Source organism: Kitasatospora sp. NPDC059327 (genome assembly GCF_042752535.1).
Taxonomy (GTDB): domain Bacteria; phylum Actinomycetota; class Actinomycetes; order Streptomycetales; family Streptomycetaceae; genus Kitasatospora.
Genome location: NZ_JBHYYB010000035.1, coordinates 33,545 through 47,994 on the forward strand (window position 1 = coordinate 33,545; position 14,450 = coordinate 47,994).

11 protein-coding genes and 2 tRNA genes are annotated in these 14,450 nt (G+C 72.9%); 4 read left to right on the top strand and 9 right to left on the bottom strand.

Features of this window, described 5'->3' with window-relative positions; genetic code table 11:
- Positions 1–138: 138 nt before the first annotated feature.
- The 3 genes from tig to ACFXHB_RS21980 all read right to left on the bottom strand — a co-directional run bounded on the left by tig (position 139) and on the right by ACFXHB_RS21980 (position 3,588).
- On the bottom strand, positions 139–1,557 hold the full coding sequence (tig, locus tag ACFXHB_RS21970; protein ID WP_380576282.1) for a trigger factor: 1,419 nt from the start codon (positions 1,555–1,557) through the stop codon (positions 139–141).
- Between the two features lie 255 nt (positions 1,558–1,812).
- A complete protein-coding gene (locus tag ACFXHB_RS21975) occupies positions 1,813–3,282 on the bottom strand; it encodes an MDR family MFS transporter (RefSeq protein WP_380576283.1) in 1,470 nt (489 codons plus the stop codon).
- 232 nt (positions 3,283–3,514) lie between these two features.
- A tRNA-Pro gene (locus ACFXHB_RS21980) sits at positions 3,515–3,588 on the bottom strand.
- A 144-nt stretch (positions 3,589–3,732) separates the two neighbouring features.
- Here ACFXHB_RS21980 and ACFXHB_RS21985 point away from each other — a divergent pair.
- Positions 3,733–3,806, top strand: a tRNA-Gly gene (locus ACFXHB_RS21985).
- Positions 3,807–3,932: 126 nt separating this feature from the next.
- Here the strand turns inward: ACFXHB_RS21985 and ACFXHB_RS21990 are convergent.
- Complete coding sequence (locus ACFXHB_RS21990) at positions 3,933–4,481, bottom strand: hypothetical protein (protein WP_380576284.1); 549 nt, start codon at positions 4,479–4,481, stop codon at positions 3,933–3,935.
- 260 nt (positions 4,482–4,741) lie between these two features.
- Here ACFXHB_RS21990 and ACFXHB_RS21995 point away from each other — a divergent pair, with 260 nt between their 5' ends.
- Positions 4,742–5,482, top strand: a complete 741-nt coding sequence (locus ACFXHB_RS21995) for a DUF6348 family protein (protein WP_380576285.1) — start codon at positions 4,742–4,744, stop codon at positions 5,480–5,482.
- Between the two features lie 61 nt (positions 5,483–5,543).
- On the opposite strand, the gene ACFXHB_RS22000 is transcribed toward ACFXHB_RS21995, so the two are convergent.
- The 4 genes from ACFXHB_RS22000 to ACFXHB_RS22015 form a co-directional block, all read right to left on the bottom strand.
- Complete coding sequence (locus tag ACFXHB_RS22000) at positions 5,544–5,738, bottom strand: hypothetical protein (protein WP_380576286.1); 195 nt, start codon at positions 5,736–5,738, stop codon at positions 5,544–5,546.
- Between the two features lie 599 nt (positions 5,739–6,337).
- On the bottom strand, positions 6,338–7,567 hold the full coding sequence (locus tag ACFXHB_RS22005) for a PP2C family protein-serine/threonine phosphatase (RefSeq protein ID WP_380576287.1): 1,230 nt from the start codon (positions 7,565–7,567) through the stop codon (positions 6,338–6,340).
- A gap of 324 nt (positions 7,568–7,891) precedes the next feature.
- A complete protein-coding gene (locus ACFXHB_RS22010; RefSeq protein WP_380576288.1) occupies positions 7,892–8,377 on the bottom strand; it encodes a ribose-5-phosphate isomerase in 486 nt (161 codons plus the stop codon).
- A gap of 111 nt (positions 8,378–8,488) precedes the next feature.
- On the bottom strand, positions 8,489–9,118 hold the full coding sequence (locus tag ACFXHB_RS22015) for a biotin transporter BioY (protein ID WP_380576289.1): 630 nt from the start codon (positions 9,116–9,118) through the stop codon (positions 8,489–8,491).
- 358 nt (positions 9,119–9,476) lie between these two features.
- Between ACFXHB_RS22015 and ACFXHB_RS22020 the strand changes: the two genes are divergently transcribed.
- Entirely contained in the window at positions 9,477–10,892 is a 1,416-nt protein-coding gene (locus ACFXHB_RS22020; RefSeq protein ID WP_380576290.1) for an amino acid permease, read from the top strand.
- Between the two features lie 74 nt (positions 10,893–10,966).
- Here the strand turns inward: ACFXHB_RS22020 and ACFXHB_RS22025 are convergent, their stop codons facing one another.
- Complete coding sequence (locus ACFXHB_RS22025) at positions 10,967–11,599, bottom strand: disulfide bond formation protein DsbA (protein ID WP_380576291.1); 633 nt, start codon at positions 11,597–11,599, stop codon at positions 10,967–10,969.
- 221 nt (positions 11,600–11,820) lie between these two features.
- Between ACFXHB_RS22025 and pepN the strand changes: the two genes are divergently transcribed.
- Positions 11,821–14,394: an aminopeptidase N gene (gene pepN, locus ACFXHB_RS22030; RefSeq protein WP_380576292.1), complete on the top strand. Its 2,574-nt coding sequence runs from the start codon at positions 11,821–11,823 to the stop codon at positions 14,392–14,394.
- Positions 14,395–14,450 lie beyond the last annotated feature (56 nt).

The window sequence follows — 14,450 nt, forward strand, 5'->3', positions numbered from 1 at the left end:
CCCGGGGGGGCGGGGGGGGGGGGGGGGGGGGGGGGGGGGGGGGGGGGCCCCCCGGCGGGTGCGGGCTGGGGGGGGGCCCGGCCCCCGGGGCCGGGGGCCGGCCCCCGCTGCTGCGTCACGTCAGAGCGACCGGGGCGATCAGGCCTCGGTCTTCTCCTCGGCCTCGGCCTCGGCGGCCGGGGCCTCGGCGGCGACGGTCTCGGCGGCGACGGTCTCGGCCGACTCGTCGGTCTCGTCGTCGTCGAAGTTGATCTCGTTGCCCTCGGTGTCGAGGACCTTGGCGGCCTCGACCACGGTGGCCAGCGCCTTGCCGCGGGCGACCTCGCCGACCAGCAGCGGCACCTGGCCACCCTGGACGACCTGCTGCGCGAACTGGTCCGGGGTCAGGCCCGAGCCGGCGGCGCGGCGGATGAGGTGCTCGGTGAGCTCCTGCTGGTCGACACCCAGCTCCTCGTCGGCGACGATCTGGTCCAGGACGAACTGGGTCTTGATGCCCTTCTTCGCCTGGTCCTCGGTCTCCGTGAGGAACTCCTCCTCGGTCTTGCCCTGGGTCTCCAGGTAGGACGCGAGGTTGAGGCCCATCGGCTCCAGCTGGTGGTGCTCCAGGTTGTGCTTGCGGGTCTCGATCTCGTCCTTGAGGAGCTTCTCCGGGAACTCGATCTCGACCAGCGCCAGCAGCGCGTCGAGCACCTTCTCCTGGGCCTGGGTGGCCTGGTCGTACTCCTTCATGCGCTCAAGGCGCTTGCGGGAGTCGGCGCGCAGCTCCTCCAGCGAGTCGAACTCGCTGGCCAGCTGGGCGAACTCGTCGTCCAGCTCGGGGAGCTCCTTCTCCTGGACGGCGGTGACGGTGACGGTGACCTCGGAGGTCTTGCCCGCCTGGGTGCCGCCCTTGAGCTCGGTGGAGAAGGTGGCGGTGCCACCGGCCTCCAGGCCGACGACGGCGTCGTCGATGCCGTCGATCAGACGGCCGGAGCCGATCTCGTAGCTGACGCCCTTGGCGATGCCGTCCTCCGGCACCTCGCCGTCGACCTTGGCCTCCAGGTCGACGACCACGATGTCGGCGGCGGTCGCGGCGCGCTCGACGTCCTTGACGGAGGAGAAGCGCTCGCGCAGCTGCTCCAGCGACTTGTCGACGTCCTCGTCGGTGACCACGATCGGGTCGACGGTGACCTCGATGGTCGAGAAGTCCGGCAGGGTGATCTCGGGACGAACGTCGACCTCGGCGGTGAACTTCAGGTCACCACCGTCGGCGATCGTCTCGACACCCTCGATGTTGGTGATGTCGGGCTGGCCGAGGACCTCGATCTTGCCCTCGTCGACGGCCTGCGTGTAGAAGCGCGGGAGGGCGTCGTTGACGGCCTCCTCCAGCACGGCGCCACGACCGAAACGCTGGTCGATGACACGGTTCGGGATCTTGCCCTTGCGGAAGCCCGGGACCGAGACCTGCTGGTTGATCTTCTTGTACGCCGCGTCGAGGCTGGGCTTGAGCTCCTCGAAGGGCACCTCGACGGTGAGTCGAACCCGGGTCGGGTTCAGAGTCTCGACGGCGCTCTTCACGGTTTGGTCTCCTATGGGCTTGCGGTCAGGTTGCCTCCGCCCTCCCCGTCGATACCGGCCGGGGCCGGTGCTGGCGGGTCGGGCGAGACGGGCGATGGGCGGTTGGAGCTGCATCTCCCGTGGGGGGTGGACGGTGAGCGTGACTCCTCGCCCTCGTGCGGTTGACCTGGGTTGACGCCACAGGGACTACCGCCAGCGCCCCATCCTACCGGTACCACGAAAGGCGGACGCCAGGACGCTGCCGTCGGCGGGCGCTCAGCCCTTCCCGACCGGCTCCCCGACCGGCTCGGCCGCCCCCTCCGCAGTACCCCCCGCCGGTACCACGCGCATGGTGGCGGCGGCGTCGGAATCCCGCACCAGCAAGGCGATCGCGGCCGCCACCAGGGCCAGGCCGGCGGCGGTGAGGAAGGCCGCCCGGTAGGCGGTGAGGTTCGCCACGGGCGTACCCGAGGCGTTCACGGTGAAGGCCCCCACGGCCGTCAGCACGGTACCGAGCACCGCGACCCCGAGCGCCGAACCGAGCTGGCGCTGCGCGTTGTAGAGGGTGGAGGCGGCGCCGGTGTCCCGCGCGCTGATGGTGGCGAAGGCGGCGGTCTGCGAGGGCATGAAGACGTGCGACATCGCGTAGCCGGTGACGAACATCAGGGCGCGCACCGCCCACAGGTCGCTGTCCGGCCCGATCGTGGCCATCAGGGCCAGGCAGCAGGCGACCACGGTGGCGCCGGCCACCAGGATCCGGCGCGGGCCGATCCTCGGGTAGAGCCGGCTCGCGATCTGGGAGGCGAGCATCACCCCGAGCGCCTCGGGGAAGACCATCAGACCGCTGTGCAGGGCGTCCATCCCGAGCGCGTCCTGCATCAGCAGCGGGAAGAGGTAGAGCATGCCGAGGAAGGCGGCGCCGGAGAAGAGCGACAGCAGGTTGGTGGTGCGGAAGATGCGGTCCCGGAAGAGCCGCAGGTCGAGCATCGGCTCGGGCAGGCGCAGCTCGACGACCACCAGGGCCGCCAGCGCGAGTGCTCCGACGAGCGCCGAGACCACGATCCGCGCGCTCCCCCAGCCCTGCGACGCGCCCTCGGAGAGCGCGTACATCGCGGCGCCGAAGCCGAGGGCGGAGAGCAGGAACCCGGCCGCGTCGAACCGGCCGGCCCGTTCGGCGCGGTAGTCGGGCAGCGCGAGCAGCCCGAAGACCAGCGCCGCGATCCCGACCGGCACGTTGACGATGAAGACCCAGTGCCAGGACCAGCCGTCCACCAGCCAGCCGCCGAGGACCGGACCGGCGGCCGGCGCGACGGCGGTGGGCAGCATCAGGACGCGGGTCGCCCGCATCCGCTCCTCCTGCGGGAAGGCCCGGAAGAGCATGGTCATCCCGACCGGGGTGAGCAGGCCGCCGGCCGCGCCCTGGAAGATCCGATAGAGGGTGAGCGAGGTCATCGAGCCGGCCGCGCCGCAGAGCAGCGAGGCGAGCGTGAAGAGGGCGAGCGAGACGAGGAAGACCCGCCTGGTGCCGAACCGGTCCCCCAACCAGCCGGAGAGCGGGACGAAGACGGCCAGGCTGACCAGGTAGCCGACGTTGATCACGCCGACCCCGGCCGGATCGGTGCCGAACTCGCGGCCGATCGCGGGCAGGGCGACGTTCACGATCGTGGTGTCCATGATCGACATGAACAGCGAGGCGACGAAGACGACTCCGACCGCGATCTTGGGGTTCATCCTCATCGGGCTCATCCGGGCTCCAGCATTTGGTGAAATGTCAACCATTCACCATGCCGGACCGGACCGGAAACGACAACAGCACTCCGCGCCGGAACCCGCCGCGGGGGCGTCGCCGAGGCCCGGGACCGGCCCGCCCCGAGGCCCGGGACCGGCCCGCGCCGACGCCCGCGGACCGCCGAACGGTGCCCTCGCCCCCCCGGAAACGCCAACAGGGCCCCGCCGAGGACGAGACCCTGCCGCACTGTCGGGGTGACCGGATTCGAACCGACGGCCTTCCGCTCCCAAAGCGGACGCGCTACCAAACTGCGCCACACCCCGTGGTGCCGAGAGGAAGCGTACACGCCGGGCCCTGCCCGGTCGGCGACATCTCGGAGGGCCCGAGAACGAATGTGGTGTGCGCGCGGCCGACCGGACCAGGTACGCTGTTCCCGACCTTCCGTCCGGCGACGGCCGGGGGATCACGCGGGTGTAGCTCAATGGTAGAGCCCTAGTCTTCCAAACTAGTCACGCGAGTTCGATTCTCGTCACCCGCTCCAGCTGTCCGGCCCCGGAACGACACCGTCGCTCCGGGGCCGTTCCGTTTCCGGACCGCCCGTCAGGGCCGGCGCCGGTGCTCCCGGGGGCCGAGGGTCCGCCGGGGCGCGCGCCCGGCCCGACCACCGTCAGAGGCCGAGCCGGCCGGCCCGGGCCGCGGCGCGGTCGAGCAGCTGGTGGACGTCGGCCTGCCGGGTGGTGGGCCGGTCGTTGTACTCGTCCGGGGAGACCGCCGGGCGGCCGGTGGCGTGCAGCACCTCCATCAGCTGGACCCGGGCGGTCCGCACGGTGGCCGGGGTGCCGTAGCCGTGGGCCAGGACGGCGGCCTGGGCGCCGAGCAGGCAGACCCGCCCGGCACCGTCCCACAGCGCGCCCTGCAGCCAGCCGGCCTCGCCGAGGTAGCGGGAGGCAAGCCGCAGGTGCTCGGCGGCGCTCACCGGCACCGGGCGGGCCGGCCGGCGCAGCACCCGGTCCAGCAGGGTGACCCGGGGCAGCGGGTGGCCGGCGTGCCACGGCTGCGTCGTCGAGCCCAACGGGCAGACGTACGGCGGCCGGAGGTACGGCGCCGGAGTGCGCGCCGGGGCGGGCAGCGAGGCGAGGTACGCCTCGATCTCCGCGACCAGGCCGCCGTCCGGGACGAGCGGCGACGGAGCGGGCGTCAGGTCGGTGCGGGGCATGCGGTTCTCCGAGCGGTGGCCTACGGTTGCCGCTACCCAAAATGGTGCATAAAGGATAATTCGGCGACCGGAGAGCCGAGCGCGCTCCGGCGGCCCGCAGGCCGTATCGGTTTCCCGGCGGGGCCCCGGGCCGATAGCCTCGGCGGCGTTCGAAGGCAGTTCGAGAGCGGTTCGAGAACGCCGCGAACCCGAAGGTGGAGGAGTGTCCGGTGCGTCCCCAGGACCGACTGGCCGTCATTCAGCGCTCTGTGGTCCGGGAAATGGCACGCTTCGGACAGGAGTTCACCGTCGACGGCGAGGTGGTGCGCGGGCCGGGCACCACGGCGGTGGCCGTCCGGGAGCACCCCGGCATCGACGGCGCCGGCCACGTCGACCTGGGCTTCGTGTTCCGGCTGGGTCACGCGGACGCGCCCGTGGTGTGGGACTGCGCGGCCGGCCTCGGCAAGACCGAGGAGGAGAAGCTCGACAACGCGGTCCGGATGTGGGCGACCACCACGGCCGCGGTCCTGGTCGAGCTGCGGGAGCGGCGCGGCGAGCACGCCGACCACGCCGACCACCCGGAACTGCCGGGCTGGCAGGCCGTTCAGGGGCCCGCGGCGGTGTTCGGCTTCGGCAACGAGCGGCTGGCCGGCTGGCTGGCGGAGCACCGGGTCCTGCCCGCGCTGGCGCCCGCGCTGCTGCCGGAGCTGACCGGGCGGCACCTGAACGGGGTGAAGCTCTTCCTGGGCGGCAAGGCGGGGGACGACATCGCCGAGGTCCGGGTCAACGGCGAGGTGTCGGAGGCCGCCTCGGCGGCGTTGCGCGCGCTGGACTGGCCGCGCGGCGAACGGCTCTGCTGGGCGCGGCTGTTCGTGCTGCTGGCGGCGCCGGACGCGGCATCGGTGACGACCGCGCCGGCGAACGCCGCGGCGCCCGCGGCACTGCGGCCGCCGGCCCCGGCGGCGACCCGGGCCCGGGGGCTCTTCGCCCGCTGGCGGCATGCCAGACGGGCCGACCGGTGACCCGGACGGCCGGCCCCCTCCTCCGCTGAACGCCCCGGGCCTCGGCCGAGGCCGCCGCGGGTCAGCTGGCGATGTTGGAGATGCTCTTGGCGATCTGGCTCAGGAAGTCCTGGATCGGCTTGGCCGCCGTGCTCTGGTTGAGCATGAAGCCGAACAGCGCGGCCAGGATCGCGTGGCCGATCTTCAGTTGCTTGTTGCGGATGAAGATGAAGCAGATGACGCCGAACAGGACCAGCGCGGAGACGGAGAGTGCCACCCGGACTCACTTCCTCGTTTCATAGCGGGGCGCCATCGGCTGACTGCCCCTGCGAAGCCGGACCCCGGCCTGTCCGACGGTCCCGAGGCGGAACGGCAGTTCGTCCGACGTGTCGCGGCCGGAAGGAGAGTCCGGTACGGCCGGACGGTGTCCGTCGTGCCGCATGTGGCGCCCCCCATCCCCCGAATCCTGACCAGTCCCGCCCGGACTCAGTGTGGTCGAACGTGCCGATTGCGTAAAGGTCTGACTGTCAGCCGAACGCCGATATCCTGCGATGCGAGACGAGTTTCCGCCGACCGAGACGATAGCGGAGCCGTTCTGACGAATCGTCGGTGGGGCGCCGCTGAGCGGCCGGGAAACGCCCGGCGGGGCGGACCGGAACGGGCTGGTCCGCTCCGGTGACGGCGGGTCGGAAATGGCCGAAGATCAGCTCCCAGGCTTGACAGCAGCTGCCCGCGGCATGTGCCGGGCGGCCGGCCGACCGCGCATCGGGGGAAACGGGCAGGTGAGGGGCCGACGGGACCGACCCCCGGCGGACGCGGCGGCACGGGTCCCCGACCAACACCGGTCCCCGACCGGCGCGGCCCGGACCCGCGGGGTCAGTCGCGCCAGAGCAGCAGGACGGCGCGGTCGTCGTTGATGTCCCGGGCGACCGTTTCGATCAGCCGGGCGGCGGCACCCACCCCGGCACCGGGACCACCACCGGGGACCAGCCGGTCGGCCTCGCCCATCAGCCGGTCCATCCCGTCGGAGAGGTCGCGGCCGGGTGCCTCGACCATGCCGTCGGTGCAGAGCATCAGGACGTCGCCGCGGTTCAGCCGGCCGCGCACGCCCTCGAACTTGGCACCGTCGTAGATGCCGAGCAGCGGGCCCTCGGTGCACTCCTTCATCTCCCAGCGCCCGGCCCCCGCGAGGCGTTGCATCCCGGGCAGGTGGCCGGCCGAGAGCAGTTCGTACTCCCCGCTGTCCAGGTCGAGGACCAGGTGGACGGCGGTGGCGAAGCCCTCCTCCCAGGACTGGCGGAGCAGGTAGCCGTTGGCGGCGGGCAGGAAGTCGTGCGCGGGCAGCGAGCCGACCAGGCCGCCGAAGGCCCCGGAGAGCAGCAGGGCCCGTGAGCCGGCGTCCATGCCCTTGCCGGAGACGTCCGCCAGCACCACCTCCAGCACCCGCTGGGCGGGCCCGGTCCGGGCGGCGACCACGAAGTCCCCGGAGAAGGACTGCCCGCCGGCCGGGCGCAGCGCCATGTCGGCGTGCCAGCCGTCCGGCAGCTCCGGGACTCGGCTCTGCACCCGCAGCCGCTCGCGCAGGTCGAACAGCATGGTGGAACCGCCCCACCAGGGCACCCCGACCCGGCTGCGGAACTGGGCCAGCAGCAGACCGCCGACCCCGGCCGCGCCGACCACCAGGGCGGCGCCGGGGGTGACGCCGTAGGTGTAGGCGTCCGGATCGGCGCTGGCGACCCGCTGGCCGGTGTGGATCACGGACTCGGCGGACAGCCCGAGCGCGGCGAGCGCGTAGAGCACCACCAGGCTGCCGGGGCGCAGCAGCAGCGCGGCGGCCAGGATGGGCAGGACCAGGGAGGTGGGCGGGGCCCAGGCCGGGATCCAGATGTTGAGCAGGATCAGCAGCGGGACCAGCAGGGCCAGCACGCAGAGCACCGGCCAGTCGGCGGCGCCGCCGCGGAAGTAGTCGACACCGGCGGTGCGCAGCCTTCGGCGGACCCGGCGGAGCTTCTTGCGCAACCGGGCCGTCACGGGGTCGGGCACCGTGGCGGCGCCGGGCCTCGTCGCAGTCGTCTGGGGCGGTTCGCCCGGCGGTCTGCCAGCCATGGGGACCGACCATATCCACCGGTACGGGTCGGCGTCGACGGCTCGTGCGCGGGCGGCGCCGCCGTGGCGCGGGCGCGTCAGCGGGTTTCGGCCGATTGCGGCGGGCGTCGGCCGCTTCGTCAGGAGGCGTACGCCGGTTGGGCGTACGAACCACGCGGACGGCGCCTGCGCCCCGCGCGCGGGGCCGCCCGCGCGCCGGGTGAGCGGGGCAGGCGCTGTGGCCGATCCCACAGGGCGACCCGGGCCGACCCGGCTGCCGACAAGCGCGCCGGCCGGCCGCGCGGGGAGCGCGGCCGGCCGGCGGAGGCGGTCGGAGGGGGTGGGTCAGCCCTGCGGGTGGTGGGCCGGGATGGGCGGGAGCTCGCCCGTGGTCTCGTAGTCGCTCAGCATGGTGATCCGGCGGGTGTGCCGGTCGTCACCGCTGTACGGGGTGTTGAGGAAGACCTCGACGAAGCGGGTCGCCTCCTCCTGGGTGTGCATCCGGCCGCCGACGGAGATCACGTTGGCGTTGTTGTGCTCGCGGCCGAGCGAGGCGGTCTGCTCGCTCCAGGCCAGCGCGGCGCGGACGCCCTTGACCTTGTTGGCGGCGATCGCCTCGCCATTGCCCGAACCGCCGATCACGACGCCCAGCGCCTCCGGGTCCGCCGCGGTGCGCTCGGCGGCGCGCAGGCAGAACGGCGGGTAGTCGTCGGCCGCGTCGTAGATGTGCGGCCCGCAGTCGACCGGCTCGTGGCCGGCCTCCTTGAGCCACTCCACGAGGTGGTTCTTCAGTTCGTATCCGGCATGGTCCGAGCCCAGGTACACGCGCATGCCCATGAGTGTGGCATGCGCGTGCGGCGGGGCCGCGCAGGGGGCACGGCCGAGCGAGCCGGGACCGGGCGGGGGGGGCCGCGCCAGGTCCCGGTCCGGGGAGGTGTCCGCTCAGCGCTTTCCGAGCAGCTTCCAGGCGAGCGGCAGCGCGCCGGCCGCCAGGACGGCCTTCAGCGCGTCGCCGACCAGGTAGGGGTAGAGACCCAGCTCGGCGGCGCGGGCCAACGGGACGCCCAGCGAGAAGGCGAGGTAGGGCACGCCGACGGCGTAGATGGCGAGGGTGCCGAGGGCCATCGTGGCGGCGGTGTTCAGCGGGCTCCGGTCGGCGCCGCGGCGGGCCAGCGCGCCGGTGAGGGCGGCCGCGAGGACGAAGCCGATCATGTAGCCGAGCGTGGGCATCGACCAGCCGGAGGCGCCCTCGGCGAACCAGGGCAGGCCCGCCATGCCGGCCAGCAGGTAGAGGCCGAGCGAGGCGATGCCGCGGCGGGCGCCGAGCGCGGTGCCGACCAGCAGCGCGGCGAAGGTCTGGCCGGTGACCGGCACCGGGGAGCCGGCGACGGTCACCGAGAACTGGGCGGCCAGACCGGTGAGGGCGGCGCCGCCGGTCACCAGGGCGAGGTCGCGGGCCTGCGCGCCGAACCGGCCGGACGCGGCGGGCAGCAGGTCGGCGAGGACGCCGCGGCTCAGTATCGGGGTGCCGGCGGTCGGGGTGCTGGCAGTCGGGGTGCTGGCAGTGGCCATCGGGGGGTTTCCTCCGCACGGGGACGGTCGGCGATCGGATGATCGGGCGAGTCGGACGATCGGTGGGCGTGGGTTCCGGCGATCAGTGACCGGGTGGTGCTGATGATCAGGTGAGTGAACATCTGTGAACCTACGCGGTGATCGCCGTCGGCACCGTCCAGGAACCGGACAAAGCCCCGGCGGCGCTCATTGTCGGATCCGACCCACTCATCGCGACGGAACGTGACCATTCCGGCCATTTCCCGTCACGATCCGGTCCGCATCGTGGGCCCGGCCGCGTCATTCTTGGCATGGACAGTGGTGCCCCCGGATATTGGGCAACTCGCACCGCATTCCGAACAGTCTGGATCCCCACCTCATGGCCCGTACCTCCGCGCCCTCGGCGCCCGGGACGACCTCCACCTCCGACGCGCCGACCGGCGGGCAGCAACTCAGCCACGGCCTGAAGCAGCGCCACCTCTCGATGATCGCGCTCGGCGGGGTCATCGGCGCCGGTCTCTTCGTCGGCTCCGGGGCGGGCATCGCGGCGGCCGGGCCCGCCATCATCCTGGCGTTCACGCTCTCCGGCCTGCTGGTCATGCTGATCATGCGCATGCTCGGCGAGATGTCGGCGGCCCGGCCGGCCTCCGGCTCCTTCTCGGTGCACGCCGAGAAGGAGGTCGGCCCGTGGGCCGGGATCACCGCCGGCTGGATGTACTGGGTGATGCTCTGCTGCGGCGTCGCCGCCGAGGCCACCGCCGCCGGAAAGATCGTCAACGGCTGGATCCCCGGCGTCTCCGCCTGGGTCTGGGTCGGGCTCTTCATGGTCTTCTTCTGCGCCAGCAACCTCACCGCGGTGAAGAACTTCGGCGAGTTCGAGTTCTGGTTCGCCACCGTCAAGGTCGCCGCGATCATCGCCTTCCTGGTGCTCGGCACGCTCGGCGTCGCCGGGGTGCTGGGCCCCGGCGCCCCCGGCACCGAGAACCTCACCGGCCAGGGCGGCTTCCTGCCCACCGGCGTCAGCGGGCTGATCGTCGGCCTGCTCGCCTCGGTCTTCGCCTACGGCGGGCTGGAGACGGTCACCATCGCCGCCGCCGAGTCCGACGACCCCAAGCGCAACGTCGCCAACGCGGTGCGCACGGCCGTCTGGCGGATCGCGATCTTCTACATCGGCTCGATGGCCCTGGTCGTCACCCTGGTCTCCTGGAAGGACCCGTCGGTCGTCGAGAACGGCCCCTACGTGACCGTCCTCCAGCACCTGGGCGTGCCCGGCGCGGGCACCATCATGGAGGCCGTGGTGCTGATCGCCCTGCTCTCCGCGATGAACGCCAACATCTACGGCTCCTCCCGGATGGCGTACTCGCTGGTCTCCCGCGGCCAGGGGCCGAAGGCGCTGGCCAAGGTCAGCGGCGGGGTGCCGCGACTGGCCGTGGTCGCCTCCTGCCTGTTCGGCTTCGGCGCGGTCCTGGCCTCCAAGTTCTGGCCGGACACCGTCTTCACCTGGCTGATGAACACCACCGGCGTCGCCATCCTGGTGGTCTGGTTCTTCATCTGCGTCGTCCAGCTGCGGATGCGCCGCCGGCTGGAGCGCGAGTCGCCCGAGCTGCTCACCGTCCGGATGTGGGGCTTCCCGTACCTGACCTGGGTCGCGATGGCCGCCGTGGTCGGCATCCTGGCCCTGATGACCACCACCGAGGGCAACCGGCAGCAGCTGTACGCGGCCGGCGTGCTCGTCGCGTTGCTCGTCGGGGCCGGCCTGCTCAAGCAGCGCCGGGACGCCGCCGCTGCCCGCTGAGGCACGTGCGAGGGGCCCGGTACCGCCGACGCGGTACCGGGCCCCTCGCACGTGTCCGCCCGTGGCGGCGGCCGCTACTCGAAGGACGGGCCCGCGGTGCGGGTGCGCTTGATCTCGTAGAAGCCCGGGGTCGACGCGACCAGCAGGGTGCCGTCCCAGAGACGGGCGGCGGCCTCGCCGCGCGGGGCCGGGGTCACCACCGGGCCGAAGAAGGCCACCCGCTCGCCGTCCGCGCCCTCGACCGCGATCACCGGGGTGCCGACGTCCTCGCCGACCAGGGTGATGCCCTCCTTGTGCGAGGCACGCAGGGCCTCGTCGTAGGCGTCCGTGTCGGCGGCGTCCGCCAGCTCGGCCGGCAGGCCCGCCGCGACCAGCGCCGCCTCGACGGTCTCCCGGGTCCGGGGCAGGCCCTGGTTGTGGAAACGGGTGCCCAGCTCGGTGTAGAGGCGGCCGAGCACCTCGTCGCCGTGCTGCTGGGCGGCGGCGACGCAGACCCGGACCGGGCCCCAGGCGCTGTCCAGCAGCTCGCGGTAGTCCTGCGGGAGGTCGCGGTGCTCGTTCAGCACGGACAGGCTCATCACGTGCCAGTTCACGTCCACCGGGCGCAGCCGCTGGACCTCGATCAGCCAGCGGGACGTCATCCAGGCCCAGGGGCAGGCCGGGTCGAACCAGAAGTCGGCGGTCTTGCGCTCAGCGGCAGTCGTCACGGCTGTCGTCCTTCGGTGAGATGCGGGGCGGCCCCCGACTCGGGGTCCATCCGATCCCGAACACCCGCGCGGCGCCGCTGATTCCGAACCGGCGCCCCGGTTTGTGCAATGGTACCGGCGCGAGGGGCGTGAAAGGATGCCCCCGCAGCACCACAACGCGCAGCACCCACCGCACCAGTGAACACCGCACCACCGTGCGAGCCGGACAAAGGAGTACCGCCGTGCCGGGCAAGAACCTGAGCCGCGACGAAGCCCAGCAGCGGGCCAGCATCCTGTCTGTGGACAGCTACCAGGTCCGGCTGGACGTGACGTCGGCCCCCGACCCGGCGGCCGCCACCTTCCGCTCCACCACCACGATCGCCTTCGGCTGTACCGAGCCGGGCGCCTCGACCTTCCTCGACCTGCTGGCGAGCTCGGTCCGCGCGGTCACCCTGAACGGCCGCGCGCTCGACCCGGCCACCGCCTTCGACGGCGCCCGGGTGCACGTCGACGGCCTCGCCGACCGGAACGTCCTCGTGGTGGACGCCGACTGCGCGTACAGCCGCACCGGCGAGGGCCTGCACCGCTTCACCGACCCGGTGGACGGCGAGACCTACCTCTACACCCACTACGAGCCGGCCGACGCCCGCCGGGTGTTCGCCACCTTCGAGCAGCCCGACCTGAAGGCCCCGTTCTCCTTCACCGTCACCGCGCCGGCCGCCTGGGACGTCCGCTCCAACGCCGTGCACGAGGAGGTGAGCACCGAGGGCACCGCCCGCACCTGGCGGTTCGCGCCGACCCGGCCGATCTCCACCTACCTCACCGCCGTGGTCGCCGGCCCCTACCACGTGGCCACCGACCACTACAGCCGCACGCTGGCCGACGGCACCACCCTGGAGATCCCGCTCGCCGCGCTGTGCCGCAAGTCGCTCGCGCCCTACTTCGACTCCGACGAGATCCTCGGCGTCACCAAGCTCGGACTCGACTTCTTCCACGAGGAGTTCGACTACCCGTACCCGTTCGGCAAGTACGACCAGGCCTTCGTGCCCGAGTACAACATCGGCGCGATGGAGAACCCGGGCTGCGTCACCTTCCGCGAGGAGTTCATCTTCCGCTCGAAGGTCACCGACGCCGCCTACGAGGGCCGGGCCAACGTCATCCTGCACGAGATGGCGCACATGTGGTTCGGCGACCTGGTCACCATGCGCTGGTGGGACGACCTCTGGCTGAAGGAGTCCTTCGCCGACTTCATGGGCTCCTACGCACTGGTCGGCGCGCGCACCCGCTACTCCGCCGCCTGGATCACCTTCGCCAACCAGCGCAAGGCCTGGGCCTACCGGCAGGACCAGTTCCCGACCACCCACCCGATCACCGCGGACATCCGGGACCTGGAGGACGCCAAGCTGAACTTCGACGGCATCACCTACGCCAAGGGCGCCTCGGTGCTCAAGCAGCTGGTGGCGTACGTCGGTTCGGAGGCCTTCTTCGAGGGCGCCCGCCGCTACTTCAAGCGGCACGCCTTCGGCAACACCGAACTCGCCGACCTGCTGGACATCCTGGAGGAGACCAGCGGCCGCGACCTCAAGTCCTGGGCCGCCGCCTGGCTGCAGACCGCCGGCGTCAACTCGCTGACCCCGCAGGTCACCGTGGACGCCGAGGGCCGGATCACCGAACTCGCCGTCCTCCAGGACGCCGGGAACGGCGACACCCTGCGCCCGCACCGGATCGCCGTCGGCCTCTACGACCGGGACGCCGACGGCGCGCTGGTGCGCACCGACCGGATCGAGCTGGACGTCACCGGCTCCCGCACCGTCGTGGCCGAGGCCGTCGGCCGCGCCCGGCCCGCGCTGGTGCTGCTGAACGACGACGACCTGACCTACTGCAAGATCCGCTTCGACGCCGAGTCCCTGGAGACGCTGCGCGGCGGCCTCGGCGACATCGAGGGCGACCTGGCCCGGGCACTCGCCTGGTCCGCGGTGTGGAACCTCACCCGGGACGGCCTGATGCCGGCCCGCGACTACATCGCCCTGGTGCTGCGCTTCGCCGGCCAGGAGTCCAACATCGGCGTGCTGCAGTCGCTGCACCTGCAGGCCAAGGGCGCCGTCGACCTGTACGCCGACCCGGCCTGGCGCGGCGAGGGCGGCCGGCTGCTGGCCGACGGCGCGCTGCGCGAGCTGCGGGCCGCCGCCCCCGGCAGCGACCACCAGCTGGCCTGGGCCCGCTTCCTGGCCCAGACGGCCAACGGCTCCGAGCACCTGGGCCTGGTCCGCGGCCTGCTGGCGGGCACCGCCCGGATCGACGGCCTGGACGTCGACCAGGAGCTGCGCTGGGCACTCTGGCTGGCGCTGGCCGCGGCCGGCCAGGCCTCGGACGAGGAGCTCGCCGAGGAGCTGACGGCCGACAACACCGCCAGCGGCAAGCGCCAGTACACCCAGTGCCTGGCCGCCCGGCCGACCCCGGAGGCGAAGGCCGCCGCCTGGTCCGCCGTGATCGACTCGGACGAGCTGCCCAACGCGCTGGTCGAGGCGAACATCGCCGGCTTCGCGCTGCCCGGGCACCGCGACCTGACCGCGCTGTACGCGGCGCCGTACTTCAAGCTGCTGGAGCGGGTCTGGTCGGAGCGGACCATCGAGATCGCGATGCGGATCGTCGGCGGGTTCTTCCCGCACGCCCAGATCAGCGAGGAGACGCTGGCCGAGGCGGACGCCTGGCTGACCGGGCACCCGGACGCGGCGCCGGCGCTGCGCCGGCTGGTGCTGGAGCGCCGGGACGACCTGGCCCGGGCCCTGCGGGCGCGGGCCTGCGACGGCGCCTGACACCTCGGCCGGTACCGCCCGTCGGTACCGGCACGGCACGGGGAGGGGCCCGCCGC